We start from the raw sequence: 14879 nt of genomic DNA on the forward strand, positions 1-14879 counted from the left end.
TTATTTTTTGATAAAATCTCCTTCTTTTAGCATATTCTCAATATCTTTTTTTATATTTTCATATTCATCATTTGGCATACCATTTATAAAAATATCATTCAGTGCAAATGAAGCCAAAAGGACTTGCCCAAATATATTCATATTAGATAAAGGCCTTTCTCGGTATGATGTAATATCTATTTTTTCTTGTATCTTTGCTAAGTCTTGAGCATTTATATTGTATGTTCTTAATAAAACAATCAAATCGTTTAAAGGATTTATATTAGATAATAACTCATTATAAATAACTTGTTTACCTAAATATACCATAGTACAACCTATTCCTATAATTCCAACAATGCATTTTAGTATAAATTTATGCGAACAACACTTATAAATTTTATCTAAGAGTATATCCTCTTCTTTTTGAAAGTCTTCACTTGTTATTGAGTTATATTTGAAGTTAATGAACTTGCTTTTTATTTCATACTTATAATTCCTTATCCTTCTTTTGTACATTATTGTTATAATTGGTATAATTAATAACATAAAACAACCTATAAGTAGCAATTTCATTATGTAATTTTCCATCGCTTATCCTCTGCACTATTTATTTCATAACACACCAATATTCTACTAAATCTGCAAGTAAACCGCCAGACCTTAGAAGAGTTTTTTATTAATAAGCCAAGGTAGAGCTACTTTCCTTATGTTACCATTATAATTAACAGAAAAAGGTATATGTATTCACTAAGCAATCCTATTTATGATACACTAAAATAAAGTTTCCATAATAGCTAAATAAAGTAATAAAATATACCTACATGTAGCGAGAGGAACCGAATATTTATGAAAATAAAATTAATCTTTGTTTTAACGTTTACAATAATTATTTCTATCTTACTTCCCCATATATTAGGAGTCCAGATAGTAAATGCATCAGAAATTGAGTATAGTGTCACCGGTGGAACACTTTTGTTTGATATTGAAACAGGGACTATTTCCGGCTATAACGGAACGCCTACCCAGGTTGATATACCTAGCGAAATAAATGGCGTCAAAGTAACAACCATTGGGGAATTAGCGTTTTATGATTGCAGCGGATTAACAAGTATACACATTTCAAACAGCGTTACCGTTATAGAAGAGGATGCATTCTGGCTATGTGATGACTTAATTAGCATTAACGTTGATGAGGACAATCCAAAATTCTCTAGTATAGATGGAGTATTATTTAGTAAAGATATGACTTCTTTGTACAAGTTTCCTGCGAAAAAAAATATTACAGAATATAAAGTACCAGATAGTATAGAATGTATTCTTGGAGGTGCATTTGCCGGATGTAGCAGTTTAATGTATATTAGTATCCCAAAAAGTGTTACGAGTATTGGAGAACTCACCTTTTTTAATTGCAATGAATTGACCAAAATAGATGTTCATAGAGATAATACCCAATATACAAGTGTAGATGGAGTATTTTTTAGTAAGGATATGTCAAGCTTATATAAGTTTCCAGCAAAAAATAATCAAACAAAATATGAAATTCCAGTACATGTAAAAACTATTGACCGAGATGCATTTAAAGATTGTAGTATATTAACAAACATACGTATACCATCTAGTGTTACCAAAATTGGTGATTATGCGTTTATGGGTTGTATCGGATTGGAAAGTATAAATGTTATAGAGGATAACTCTTATTATAAAAGTGTTGATGGAATACTATTTAGTAAAGATATGACAACTTTGCTTAAGTTTCCGCCTAGAAAGAGTATAACTAAATACATAATCCCGGATAAAGTTAAAAAAGTCAGTTATTATGCGTTTCAGGGATGCAGAGGGTTAGTGAACGTGGTTATCCCCAAAAATGTATCCAGTATTGAAGAGGGTTCATTTGAAAATTGTAGTGGGTTAACCAGTTTAGATATTCCAACCAATGTAGATGAAATTGGATGGTATGCATTTTCTGGTTGTACTGGACTAAAAGACATAAACATTCCAAAAGGTGTATGGTTTATTGAAAATGAAGTTTTTGCTGGTTGTACTGGATTAAGTAACATAATCATACCAGATAATGTTGGCCTTATTTCAAGTAGCGCGTTTTCCGGCTGTAGCGGATTAACCAGCATAATTATCCCTAAAAGTGTAAATTATATCAATAGCGACGCATTTTATGGCTGCACTAATTTAACAATATATGGAGAATCAAAATCAACTGCTGAGACATTTGCTAAATCTAGTGGCATAAAGTTTATAAACATTTCAGAGATAAAATCAGCTACGCCTAATAATTTCAGAGTTGTAATAAAGGAAAATAAAGCAATTTTAACTTGGGAGGCTGTACCGTGTGCTACATCTTATAAAGTATATTATAAAACGCACAATAGTAAATACAATATTGTAAATACAAAAGACACCAAATTGCAAGTCTCGAACCTTAATATGTCAACCAAATACTACTTTAAAGTATCCGCTATTAACTTCTCAGGTGAAAGCAAATCGACTAAGGAAATATCAACGATATTAGGTAATAAGTAACAGTTATCCTCTTAATACTTTACCTTTTTGATATATAGCTTTTTCGTTTTAACATTAAATATCTAAAAGTCTTCGAAAAAACAAGAAGCAAGATCACAACAGCTTGATACTGTGTGACCTTGTAATATTTAGATTTTGGGCAAGGATTATGACCTTAGTATGCAATTTTATTATTCAGTACACAACTTTATTATCTAGTATACGACTTTATTAAACTGGAACACTACAAATCACCCAAACCTTCCCGCTTACTCCACAGTCACCGACTTTGCCAGATTACGCGGCTTATCCACGTCACAGCCCCTTTCAATTGCCATGTAGTAAGCGAACAGCTGCAGCGGTGTTACTGCCGATATGGGGGCTACAAGTGAGTCCACATCGGGAATTGTCAGAACCATATCCGCTGTTTTCTCCAGCTCTTCCCTGTGCTTTTCCTGGGTTATTGCCAGAACAACTGCTCCTCTGGCCTTAACTTCCCTGATATTGCTGACCATTTTCTCAAACAGGCAATCCTGTGTCATGGGGCAGACCACCAGTGTTCCTTTTTCGATCAGTGCAATGGTCCCGTGTTTGAGCTCTCCGCCTGCATAGGCCTCCGAATGGATATATGAAATTTCCTTCAATTTCAACGAACCCTCCATGGAAAGGGCGTAGTCCAGGCTCCGGCCTATAAAGAAAATGCTCTTTGAATTAAAATGTGCATGTGCGAATTTCTGGATGCCGTCCTTATACTTCAGTATTTCTTCTATGCCGGAAGGGATTTTCTTCATTTCGTCAAGTATGGAGTTTACCTGTTCCTTCGAAATTGTACCCTTTTTCAGGCCCAGGTCCAGAGCTACCAGATACAGCGCCGCAAGCTGTGTGTTATATGCCTTTGTGGAAGCAACAGCAATTTCAGGCCCTGCCCATGTATAGAGCACATCATCAGAATCACGGGCTATGGAGCTGCCAACGACATTGACAATTGAAAGTATCCTGGAACCGCCCTTCCTTGCCTCCCTCAGTGCGAAAAGAGTGTCGAGGGTTTCGCCCGACTGGCTGATAATGATTGTCATATTCCTCTCGCTGATAAGCGGATCGCGGTATCTGAATTCCGAAGCCACATCCACTTCAACAGGTATCCTGCAGAGCCTTTCAATAATGTATTTTCCTATGACACCGGCATGATAGGCAGTTCCGCAGGCAACTATATATATCTTGTCAAGTTTCTCTATGTCCTCTTTTGTTATATTTATTGAATCCAGGACCAGCTCTCCATTTTGGATTCTGGGATTGATTGTATCCCTTACTACTTTCGGCTCCTCATACATTTCCTTCATCATGAAATGCTCGAAGCCGCCTTTTTCAGCTGCTTCAACATTCCAGTCCACCTTGAACACCTCTTTTTTGACAGGAGCGCCAAGGCTGTTGAATACCTGGACACTGTCCCTTTTCAGAATAGCTACTTCCTTATCTTCAAGAATATAAATATTTCTGGTATATTCAAGAATTGCAGGAATGTCCGAGGCAATGAAATTTTCTCCCTCACCAAGCCCTATAATCAGCGGACTGTCTTTTCTGGCGCATACAAACATATCCTGCTCATCCCTGCAAAGCACACCGAGAGCGTAAGAGCCTTCTATTTCATCAATTACCTTCATGACAGCGTCAACAAGACTTCCCTCATAATAGTATTCCACCAGGTGTGCAATAACCTCGGTATCTGTTTCAGACTGGAAGGTATAGCCCTGCCCTGCTAAAAATTCCTTGATCTGCATGTAATTTTCTATAATTCCGTTGTGTACAACAGCTATTTCTCCGCTCTGGCTGATATGGGGGTGGGAGTTCACATCATTGGGTTCACCGTGGGTAGCCCATCTCGTATGGCCAATCCCCATACAGCCCTCAAGCTTTTCAGCTTCCAGTCTGTCCTCCAGGCATGAAAGCCTTCCCTTGCACTTGATAACCTTGAGAACCCCGTTTTCATTCACCGAAACTCCCGCAGAGTCATATCCTCTGTATTCAAGTTTTGAAAGACCGTTAATAAGTACAGGTATTGCCTTTTTATTTCCTATATATCCAACTATTCCGCACATAATTAATTCTCCTTGATTTTTAAATTTAAATAATTTTCATAAACATAGGTATTTGCATTTTCAACTGCTGCTAAACATCCGGGACCTCACACACAAATATATCTGTAATTAAAAGTATAAGCTTAAAAGTGCAGTTCATTATTGTTGAAGAACAGCCGGATAAAAGCTTCTTTAGGGATCTCAGGGCATAACTGCAGAATTTCAGACTAAACTTGAATCTTTTTCAACCCCGCCTTCAAAATTAACTATCATTATCATCTGACAGCACAAGCCCATATACTCACACCTGTACAGGCATAATTTGAAAAGGGTATTAATCCGACCCAGGGCATAACTTAAGAATGAATCCCGTGCCGGTATAAGAAAAACACCAATTAAAACCCATGCTTGCCAGCCGATGGCATAGCAGGATCCCTAAAAATATTTACTTGGGATTTGAAAATAAAAAATTAGAATTGAATTCAGGATCAGTTACGTGAGACCTTTTTGTTCCTGCAGTCGCCTGCAAGTTTTGTACGGAACAATTATTGCTCCTCAGCCTCTGTCGATTGTAACAACCGGAAGGTATCCGCCGAATCTTTCGATACGGTCCACGTCTGTTTAGTGAACCGCTTCCTTCACCTCGTCAACAGAAATCAGGAATTTCTGATAATTCTGTCCTGGCGCCTTTTTAATTACACCTTAATCCTGTTTTTTCTCCCACCTCCCGTTCATAACTGCCTTTAGCCGGTATACCGCAGGCAATAAAGCATCAACCACATTCAAAGCAAGGTTTTTCTCCTGCTCTACAACCTATATATTATAATATATTGTAATACAGACGAAATTGTCAACTAATTTAAGAATATTTTAAACTTATTTGAAATTATTTACATATTTGCTCAGCTTAAATGCTTTAATACACCGTTCTTTGGCGCTTCGAATATTTCCGGAGAATTTCCATAAATAATTATACATATCCCCGCCAAAGCCTCCGGCCCGCGTGGCATGATTGGCGGCTGTTGACAGGGATTTTATTCACGTTTCAGCTGCTTATGACAATCTGCCTTCTATAACCCGCACAAGTTCTTTCGCACGCCTTGTGATGATTTCCTTATCCTTGCCCTCAATCATGACCCTCACAAGAGGCTCGGTCCCCGAAGGTCTTATGAGTACCCTGCCTTCACCGTTGAATTCATCCTCCAGCTCCTGGCACATTTTCTTTATGACTTCGTCGTCAAGGTACTTGTCTTTCTTTTCATTGGTTACCTTGGCATTGATAAGCACCTGGGGCAGCACCTGCAAAACACCTGCCAGCTCGGAAAGCTTTTTGCCGGAATCCTTTAAGACCTTCAGCAGCTGTATTGCTGTCAGCAGTCCGTCTCCGGTGGTGTTGTGCTCCAGGAAGATAATATGCCCCGACTGTTCGCCTCCCAGCATATACCCGCGGTTCAGCATTTCTTCAAGCACATACCTGTCCCCTACTTTTGTCTTCTCGATAACCAGTCCGTTATTCCTGGCCATGATGTCCAGGCCCATATTGCTCATAACCGTGGCTACTATGGTATTGTGGGCCAGCATGCCCTGCTGTTTCAGGTGGAGTCCTATAATGGCCATGATTTGGTCTCCGTCAACTATGTTCCCTTTTTCGTCGACAGCCAGAACTCTGTCCGCATCCCCGTCAAAGGCAAGTCCTATATCGGCACCGGTTTTCCTCACATATTCCTGGAGCTGCTTCATATGTGTGGACCCGCAGCCTGCATTGATATTTATTCCGTCAGGCTCGTTGTTTATTACATTGACATTGGCCTTCAACTCGCACAGAGCCATGGGTGCAGCCTGAAAAGACGCCCCGTTTGCACAGTCGATGGCAACCTTTATGTTTTCAAGATCACCTGAAATAGTTCCCTTTACAAAGCTGACATAGTCCTCAAGTGCAGTTTCCTTGTATATTTTAAATCCGATATTCTGACCTATGGGCCTGGGAAGCTCATCCTCTCCGTTTAAAATGATCCCTTCGATTTTATCCTCTATTGCATCGGGAAGCTTATAGCCGTTTGAATTGAAAAACTTTATTCCGTTATATTCAAAAGGATTATGGGAGGCTGATATTACAACTCCGGCATCTGCGTCATAAAGTCTGGTCAGGTATGCTATGGCAGGAGTTGGTATGACACCGAGACTTACCACCTGGGCACCAACCGAACAAATACCCGATATGAGCGCTGCTTCCAGCATATCGCCAGATATTCTGGTATCCATGCCCACCAGGATTTTGGGGGTATGTTTTGTTTCTCCCGTCAGCACATAAGCTCCTGCCTGCCCCAGCTGGTATGCAAGTCTGGGAGTCAGCTCCAGGTTTGCAACACCTCTGACCCCATCAGTTCCGAATAACTTTCCCATTAAATTTTCCTCCATGATATATAAGTATTGATTGACATTTATTTCTATGAACTATTATCATAAAAAAAGCTATATATAATATAACACTTTTGCCGCGTATGTTATAGATTTTTTTAACATATAGCAACATATAGGAAGTGTGACTTTTATAAGAGTGTGAGTACTGTTACCCATTTCTCACTGCCACGTCGCCCAATCACAAGGGGACTGCATAGGTCCTTACAATCTGTTCGGCAATCCTTATGCCGTCCACAGCCGCGCTAACTATGCCCCCGGCATAGCCGGCACCCTCTCCGCAGGGATACAGCCCTGCAATCCCCATACACTCAAAAGCATCATTTCTGGGTATCCTGACCGGTGACGAAGTTCTGGTCTCAACTCCTGCAAGCAGGGCGTCCTTCATCCCGAAGCCCCTGAGCTTCCTGTCGAAGTAATTAATTGACTGCTTCATACAGTCAGTGACATAGGGCGGCAGACATTCATTGATATCGGCGCAGCGGGTTTCACCTGTATAACTTGGTTTTACACTGCCCAGCCTTCCTGCCCTGTTGTTCAGGAAGTCCTCCAGCCGCTGCACCGGAGCACTGTTGTTTGAGCCGCCCGCCGCATAGGCCAGCCGCTCCCAGCGTCTCTGGAACTCTATCCCTCCCAGCGGGTGTCCCGTGCCGAAATCTGCAGGCCCCACCGAAACAACAAGTGCGCTGTTGGCATTCTCCCTGTCCCGGCTGTATTCACTCATGCCGTTGGTCACAATGGATCCGGGCTCTGACGCAGAGGCCACCACTATGCCGCCGGGGCACATGCAGAAAGAATATGCCGTCCTGCCGGTACCCTTCATAAACAGTTGATAGTCGGCAGCGCCCAAAGCGGGATGTCCGCTGGCCGCACCATACTGTGCAGTGTTTATGAGTTCCTGCGGATGCTCGATTCTCACGCCGATAGAGAAGGGCTTCTGCTCAAAGGGCACTCCTCTGTCATAGAGCATCCGGAAGGTATCTCTTGCACTGTGGCCGATTGCCAGAACAACCGCATTTGTTTCTATGGTTGAATTGGTATTTGTAACCACTCCGCATATCTGCCCGTCCCTCAGTTTGACATCCACAGCCTTTGTATTGAACAGGACCGTTCCGCCCAGTCTCCCGATTTCCTTCCGCATGTTGGCAACGACTTTTTTAAGATTGTCGGTTCCTATGTGGGGCTTTGCCTTATATGTGATTTCCTCTGGTGCACCAAAGCGGTGGAATTCCTCAAGTACCTTTTCGCATCTTCTGTCGTTGATCCTGGTAGTAAGCTTTCCATCGGAAAAAGTTCCTGCTCCGCCCTCTCCGAACTGCACATTTGTCTCAGTGTCAAGAACGCCGGTATTCCAGTAGCGCTCAACCGTCCCGGCCCGTTCTTCAACCTTTTGCCCTCGCTCGATTATTATTGGCCTGTAGCCGTTCTGAGCCAGTACCAGACCGCAAAAAAGCCCGGCCGGCCCTGTCCCGATGACCAGCGGCCTTCCTTCAACAGGTTTGCTGCCAGGCGATAGTATTTCTTCCCTGGTATCCGCAAGTATTTTTATATCCCTGTCCCCGGGTATTTGGAAACGGTCGTCCACCTCACAGGAAATGGAGTAAACAAGACGTATGCCAGGTTTTTTCCTGGCATCTATGGATTGTTTTACTATTTTAAAATTTGTTATATTCTGATGCTTTATTCCGAGCTTTTTTGCAGCCTGCTGCTTAAGTGCCTCCTGCGGGCCGTCCAAGCTCAAGATTAAATTTGATATCACAAGTTTCATTAATTCATTTCCTTTAAAATGCATTCACATTTTTATTTTCATTTGTTATTTTAATTAATAATTCAAATTCAACCGTTATTCCGTTCCTTTGGTAATTTTAAGCTGGACCTGGGTATCCCCCACTTGAGTTACATTCCCCGGCAGGGTTATTTTAAGCGGTACAGTGTGGGTTCCCTCATCAAGTCCGTCTACATCTATTGCCGCCGTCAGCTGCTGGACCGAAACAGAATTTACATCTTCTATCCTACCCTTCAGCTTAACGGTAACGGGTGAAACTATTTCATAATTCAGGAGGGCGTCCTCGGTTTTCCTGCCCTCGATGGAAATACTGCTTACAGGCACATCTATCGTCCTTTCAGACAGCGGGATAATCTCAACGGATACATTTACCTCTCTCGTTGAATCCACCAGTCTGATACCTTCCGGCAGCTGCAATATGATGGGTGCCGTAAAAGATTTTGTCATGTTGTCAAGGCTGACAGGAGCGGTTTTGATCTCATTGACCTTCTGCAGCAGGGTGTGGTCACCGGTTATTAAAACATTATCGGGTTTTACCGAATAACTTCCTTCAATGTAATCCTTGTCAGGATTACCTGAAATAATCGGTATTACAGGAACCCTCTTTCCAACCTCTATTTTTATGTCTACAGAAATCTTTTTGCCGAGTTCCGGTATTTCAATTCCTTTTTTGTCATAAACCTTAACTTCCTTCTTGACTTCAAGGGTTTTATTCAGGCCTGTTACGTCCACATAGGCCTTTACCGAACCAACCGTGCCCAGAACCGAATCAAGTGCCTGTATTGATACGGTGTCGGGGGTTGCAGTCTTGGATATTATCTCGTAATCCGCAGGAAGTTTCCCTGAAGTTTCAACCTGTACAATAAAAGGATTTTCCTCTATCTTACCCAAATCCAGAGTCACCGATTTTGGTTTGAGCTCCATGTTGGTTTCGCTTATATTTTCACGTCCCAGGTAAACAGGCGAATCTATCGGAACAACCTTATCATTGACACTGTTTACATTTTTCAGATCAAGAGTAACCTCAAAATCGGTGTCCTTTATACGGTCAAGCACATCAACCCTGTCCCTCACAGATATGGTCACATATTTTTCGGGAAATGCCTTGCTGTTTAAAACAAGCCCTTTGGCACGCAGACTCTCCTCATTTATAATAGTAAGCGGAACGGTATAATAATTTGTCTTGACAGGATTTATGGCAAACCAAAGAAACACGGCAAAGAGTATTGAAAATATTTTTAAAGTCAAATCCTTCTTGAAGAATTCTTTCACTTTGATTTCCCCTTCCAAAGAGTCAACTTCTTATTGACTGTTTTCTTCTCCAGCAAATTCTTATTCAGAGCTTTTCTCAATATATCGGGTGTGAGATTTCTTGATAACCCGCCGTTAAGAGCATAGGATATCTTGCCGGTTTCTTCCGAAACAACAACCGCAATACAGTCTGAAACTTCGGTGATGCCAAGCGCCGCTCTGTGCCTTGTGCCGAGTTCCTTGCTCAGATTCGGATTGTCTGTGAGCGGAAGAAAACACGCTGCAGATTTCAGCTTGTTGTCCCTCAGTATTAACGCTCCGTCATGCAGAGGAGTATTCGGCGTGAATATATTGATTATCAATTCTGAACTGACGCTTGAATCCAGTCTGGTTCCCGTATTTATGATCTCACCCAGCTTTGTCTCTCTTTCAACGACTATAAGAGCTCCCGTCATGGTTCTTGAAAGCTCGGTAGCTGATTTTACTATTTCTTCGATTGTAAAGGTTGTATTTATCACATCGTCCTTTTCATCAAATTTGAAAAAGTCCTTAAAATTGCTTCTGCCTATCTGCTCCAGACCTCTCCTGAGCTCGGGCTGAAAAACCACTACCAGGGCAAATCCGGCAAGTTCTATGGTTTTGTTCAGAATATATGCAAGTGTCCTGAACTCAAACGCCTGGCTGAGCATGGCAGTAATAAGCACGACAACAATACCCTTGACAAGCTGCCATGCACGGGTTTCCTTTACCAGCTGGATAAGCTTGTAGGTCAGATAGGAAACAATACTTATATCAATTAATGATCTAAGAGCTTCCAGGGGTTCCTTAAGAGGAACATATACCGATAGAAAATCGAATATACTTTTGAGGTTTGTAACAAAAGTATCAAACAAACAAATTCACACCCTTATAAAAAATGAAGGTAAACAGAAATAAAATAAAATCAAATTAACATAAGAATAACAATAAATACACAATAATTTTAATATAAAAACCCATAGTCTTAAATGGGTAAAAATAACTAATTTTACTTCCATTTATATCATTTTTTTCACTTTTAAAATAATTGGGGGATCTCCCCCTTCAACTGCTGTTTCTACATTCCGGCAAATACTGATAATCCGACTGAAATAACCGATGTAAGTATGAATACAACAGCCAGGATAACAGCAACCCATTTTACCCACCGTCTTTGCATTTATTCGTCCTCCACGTTCTTAAAATCTAGTGGTCTGCACAACTATCGTATATTGTTCCGGAGTAATTTATCCTCCGGCAATATATGAACTATATGTTGCACGCTACTTTTTCATATCGCCGAGCCATTCTCCCGCCTCGGCATCACTGGGCATTCTCCAGTCTCCTCTCGGTGAGAGGCTTATGGAACCCACTTTAGGTCCGTCAGGCAGACAGGAGCGCTTGAACTGCTGGCTGAAGAATCTTCTCAAAAACGTATTTAACCATTTGTTGATTATTTCTTCACTGTATTTTCCCTCAAAAGCCTGCTTTGCCATATAATATATCTTCGACGGATTGGCGCCGTATCTTACCATATGATAGAGGAAAAAGTCGTGAAGCTCATAGGGGCCCACAATGTCCTCGGTTTTCTGGGCTATTTCACCTGCTTCATCAGTTGGAAGCAGTTCAGGACTTATAGGTGTATCCAGGATGCTAAGCAATACCTTCCTGGTTTCATCTCCGAATACATAGTCGGCCGCCCATTGTACCAGGTACTTGACCAGGGTTTTGGGCACTCCGGTGTTTACGGCATACATTGACATGTGGTCGCCGTTGTAGGTAGCCCACCCCAGGGCAAGCTCCGACAGGTCGCCGGTACCGATGACAAGACCGCCTATTTTATTGGCTTTATCCATTAAAATCTGAGTTCTTTCCCTTGCCTGTACATTTTCATAGGTTACATCATATACCTCCGGATCATGTCCGATATCTTCAAAATGCTTCATACAGGCTTCCCTGATATCAATCTGATAGGTCGTTACCCCCATCAGCCTCATCAATTCCAAAGAATTGTTAAGTGTATTGGAGGAAGTCCCGAACCCCGGCATTGTCACAGCATGTATATTTTTCCTGTCCAGTCCCAGCCTGTCACAGGCTTTGGCAATGACCAGCAGTGCCAGTGTGGAATCAAGCCCTCCGGAAATTCCGATTACACATTTGTCCAGACCTGTGTGTTTCAGTCTTTTGGCAAGTCCCGAGGTCTGAATGCTGAATATCTCCTCACATCTTATATTCCGTACCCCCGGACTGGAAGGTACAAAGGGATGGGGATCTATCCTCCGAAGCAATTTTCCGGTTTCAAGCTCTTTTATATTAAATACTGCTTTTCTGAACCCATTGTCTGTTGTATCTTGTGTAAAACCTGAATTTTTAAGCCTTTCATTTATCAGCCTCTCTATGTCAATATCACTGACAACCAGCTGTTCTTCAAAGGAGAACCTTTGACTCTCGGCCATCAGTGACCCGTATTCGCTTATCAGGGCATGTCCCCCGAAGACAAGGTCGGTAGTGGACTCATTGGGCCCCGAGGACGAATAAACATACGCTGCGGCGCACCTGGCAGACTGCAGGTTGACCAGGCTCTCCCTGTATTCGTGCTTACCTACTATTTCGTTGCTGGCCGAAAGGTTAAACAGCAGTGTGGCACCATTGACAGCCTGTGCACTGCTTGGCGGAACCGGTGCCCACAGGTCCTCGCATATCTCGATTCCAAAGCACAGCCCGCTTATATTCCCTGCTTCAAAAAGCACATCTGTACCGAAGGGAACACTGAAACCCAAAAGATCGATGGTTTCATTCCTTTTACCCTGGCCGGAGCAGAACCACCTTTTCTCATAAAATTCGCTGTAATTGGGTATATAGGTTTTGGGAACCGCTCCCAAAATCCTTCCTTCCTTCAAAGCAACTCCACAGTTATACATCCTGCTGTTTATAACAAGCGGTATACCTATTATTATAACACATTCCAGTGCTCTTGTTTCAGTGAGAATAGTTTCCAGTCCCTTTATTGCCGCATTCTGAAGAGTCTTCTGCAAAAAGAGATCGCCGCAGGAATAAGCTGTAACAGCCAGTTCAGGGAATACAACAAACTGTGCTCCCAGCTTTTCGGCCTCTTTTGAAATTTTTATTATTTCCCCGGTATTATATTCACAGTCAGCAACCTTCAGCATTGGCACTGCAGCTGCTGCTCTAACAAATCCATAGTTCATTTGTAACCTCCAGTATATATATAACCCTTATTACGGATTTTTAATTGTCAACCTGTGTATTACTTTTTAGTTTATCATATTTTACTCCATTTTTACACCTCGTTTTTAATATTGTACAGGCCCCTGGAATTTCCATATTTATTTATAAAAAATTTCTTGTTGTCAACAATTGTGTGCATAAAGTTTATAAATTTATCAATTTCTCCATATGTGTTGTACAAGCCAAAGCTTACCCTGACCAGTCCCGGAAAAAGTGCATTTTTTTCTGCAATATCCTCAATCTGCTTTGCAGTGTACCCCAGAAGCCTTTCGCAATACGGGTGCGCACAGAAGAAGCCGTTTCTCACCGCAATTCCTGCCTCATAGGACAGAATAGCCGATATCAGGGAATGGTGCACCCCCTCCACAGTAAAGGGAATCACGCCTATGGACTTCTGTTTGTCAGGATGACTGTAGAGTTGTATGTCCGAAATATTGCACATTTGACCATAGGCGTAATTCAAAAGGCTCCTTTCGTGTTCAAAGGCATTTTGCATGCCGATTTTATTCATGGTTTTCAAAGCCGCCGCCATTGCAACAATACCCATGAGATTCGGAGTCCCCGCTTCACATTTTGCAGGCGGCTCCTCCCACCAGATGCGGTCGTGGGTCACAAGTTTTATGGCACTGCCCCCCATGCAATATGGAACACCTTCTTCAAACGGGGCCTTCGGCCCGATGAGCACACCGCTTCCGAAGGGTGCATACAGCTTGTGTGCCGAGAAGGACAGGTAGTCTATATGTTCGGGGCTGCCGGCCGGCCGCACATCAGTCGGGACATGGGGAACCAGCTGGGCTCCGTCCACATGTATGGGGGTATCATATTTATGTGCCATGGAGGCCAGCTGGTAAATGTCATTGAGATAACCGGTAACGTTAGCCGCACCAGTTACGGTGACCAGACGTATTTTACCCCGGTATTTTACCAGTTTTGCTTCATAGTCATTCAGGTCCAGTCTTCCGTACCGGTCCACCTCCACATACTCGACCCTGAACTTATCCCTCCAGGGCAGGTCATTTGCTGCGTGCTCCATCCATGTTGAGATCACCGTATCCCGGTCATCCTTCTGCTGTTTCATTGCACATGCCAGAAGATTAATTGCTTCGGTGGTATTTTTTGTGTAAATGATGGCTGCATCACTGCCGGCCCTGACATAATTCCTTATAACCTCTCTTCCTGCCTCGTATGCATCTGTTGAGACAACGGATTTATAACCTTTACCTCTATGTATTGAGGAGTACCAGGGCAGAAAGTCATGAATTTCCTTTTCCACCGAAACAAATGCAGGAGTTGTCGCAGCATTGTCAAAATTTATTCCGGTCGTATAGGTACCGTTATCCAGCGGAACCGGGGCATTGACCCCTACTACCATATTTCTGAATCTGTTTGTACCCTTGTTCTGAACATATCCAGGCATATTAACCTCCATGAGCCACATTTGTGGCCACAAAATGTAATGAAAACCTATATCCCTTATCGCAATGTGCGAATAAAGGAGGTTAATTGGCCATGTGCGCTTTCAAAGTATTGCTAAAATACTTTGAATATTTCGCACGGCCATAAATTCACAGGTTAGTTTGGAAGAC

The 14879-nt window shown here is 42.1% G+C and carries 10 protein-coding genes; 1 reads left to right on the forward strand and 9 read right to left on the reverse strand.

Annotated features, from left to right (window positions below):
• The gene (locus T344_RS0118020) at positions 1–570 is read right to left on the reverse strand and encodes a hypothetical protein (protein ID WP_027629868.1); all 570 of its coding nucleotides are present in this window, start codon (positions 568–570) and stop codon (positions 1–3) included.
• 258 nt (positions 571–828) lie between these two features.
• On the opposite strand from T344_RS0118020, the gene T344_RS28620 reads away from it, so the two are divergent.
• Positions 829–2517 carry a fibronectin type III domain-containing protein gene (locus tag T344_RS28620; protein WP_034862119.1) on the forward strand — a complete coding sequence of 563 codons (1689 nt, stop codon included), beginning with the start codon at positions 829–831 and terminating at the stop codon, positions 2515–2517.
• Between the two features lie 248 nt (positions 2518–2765).
• On the opposite strand, the gene glmS is transcribed toward T344_RS28620, so the two are convergent.
• The 8 genes from glmS to T344_RS0118070 form a co-directional block, all read right to left on the reverse strand.
• Positions 2766–4592: a glutamine--fructose-6-phosphate transaminase (isomerizing) gene (gene glmS / locus T344_RS0118030; protein WP_027629869.1), complete on the reverse strand. Its 1827-nt coding sequence runs from the start codon at positions 4590–4592 to the stop codon at positions 2766–2768.
• Between the two features lie 1032 nt (positions 4593–5624).
• Entirely contained in the window at positions 5625–6974 is a 1350-nt protein-coding gene (gene glmM, locus T344_RS0118040; protein ID WP_027629870.1) for a phosphoglucosamine mutase, read from the reverse strand.
• 196 nt (positions 6975–7170) lie between these two features.
• Entirely contained in the window at positions 7171–8757 is a 1587-nt protein-coding gene (locus T344_RS0118045) for an NAD(P)/FAD-dependent oxidoreductase (RefSeq protein ID WP_027629871.1), read from the reverse strand.
• A 75-nt stretch (positions 8758–8832) separates the two neighbouring features.
• Positions 8833–10047, reverse strand: a complete 1215-nt coding sequence (locus tag T344_RS0118050; RefSeq protein ID WP_027629872.1) for a CdaR family protein — start codon at positions 10045–10047, stop codon at positions 8833–8835.
• Positions 10044–10919 carry a diadenylate cyclase CdaA gene (cdaA, locus tag T344_RS0118055; protein WP_004630843.1) on the reverse strand — a complete coding sequence of 292 codons (876 nt, stop codon included), beginning with the start codon at positions 10917–10919 and terminating at the stop codon, positions 10044–10046. The genes T344_RS0118050 and cdaA overlap by 4 nt, the downstream gene beginning before the upstream one ends.
• A 203-nt stretch (positions 10920–11122) precedes the next feature.
• Positions 11123–11224, reverse strand: a complete 102-nt coding sequence (locus T344_RS31960) for a hypothetical protein (protein ID WP_004630840.1) — start codon at positions 11222–11224, stop codon at positions 11123–11125.
• Between the two features lie 103 nt (positions 11225–11327).
• Positions 11328–13253 carry an NAD(+) synthase gene (locus T344_RS0118065; protein ID WP_027629874.1) on the reverse strand — a complete coding sequence of 642 codons (1926 nt, stop codon included), beginning with the start codon at positions 13251–13253 and terminating at the stop codon, positions 11328–11330.
• A 92-nt stretch (positions 13254–13345) separates the two neighbouring features.
• A complete protein-coding gene (locus tag T344_RS0118070) occupies positions 13346–14710 on the reverse strand; it encodes an aminotransferase class V-fold PLP-dependent enzyme (RefSeq protein ID WP_027629875.1) in 1365 nt (454 codons plus the stop codon).
• Positions 14711–14879: the final 169 nt, after the last annotated feature.

This window comes from Ruminiclostridium cellobioparum DSM 1351 = ATCC 15832, assembly GCF_000621505.1.
Lineage (GTDB): Bacteria > Bacillota > Clostridia > Acetivibrionales > DSM-1351 > Ruminiclostridium > Ruminiclostridium cellobioparum.

What these genes read in the sequence shown, in the direction of transcription:
- T344_RS31960 (WP_004630840.1), bottom strand. Translation starts at nt 11,224, where the DNA reads ATGCAAAGACGGTGGGTAAAATGGGTTGCTGTTATCCTGGCTGTTGTA.
- T344_RS0118070 (WP_027629875.1), bottom strand. Translation starts at nt 14,710, where the DNA reads ATGCCTGGATATGTTCAGAACAAGGGTACAAACAGATTCAGAAATATG.
- T344_RS28620 (WP_034862119.1), top strand. Translation starts at nt 829, where the DNA reads ATGAAAATAAAATTAATCTTTGTTTTAACGTTTACAATAATTATTTCT.
- glmM (WP_027629870.1), bottom strand. Translation starts at nt 6,974, where the DNA reads ATGGGAAAGTTATTCGGAACTGATGGGGTCAGAGGTGTTGCAAACCTG.
- glmS (WP_027629869.1), bottom strand. Translation starts at nt 4,592, where the DNA reads ATGTGCGGAATAGTTGGATATATAGGAAATAAAAAGGCAATACCTGTA.
- T344_RS0118065 (WP_027629874.1), bottom strand. Translation starts at nt 13,253, where the DNA reads ATGAACTATGGATTTGTTAGAGCAGCAGCTGCAGTGCCAATGCTGAAG.
- T344_RS0118045 (WP_027629871.1), bottom strand. Translation starts at nt 8,757, where the DNA reads ATGAAACTTGTGATATCAAATTTAATCTTGAGCTTGGACGGCCCGCAG.
- T344_RS0118020 (WP_027629868.1), bottom strand. Translation starts at nt 570, where the DNA reads ATGGAAAATTACATAATGAAATTGCTACTTATAGGTTGTTTTATGTTA.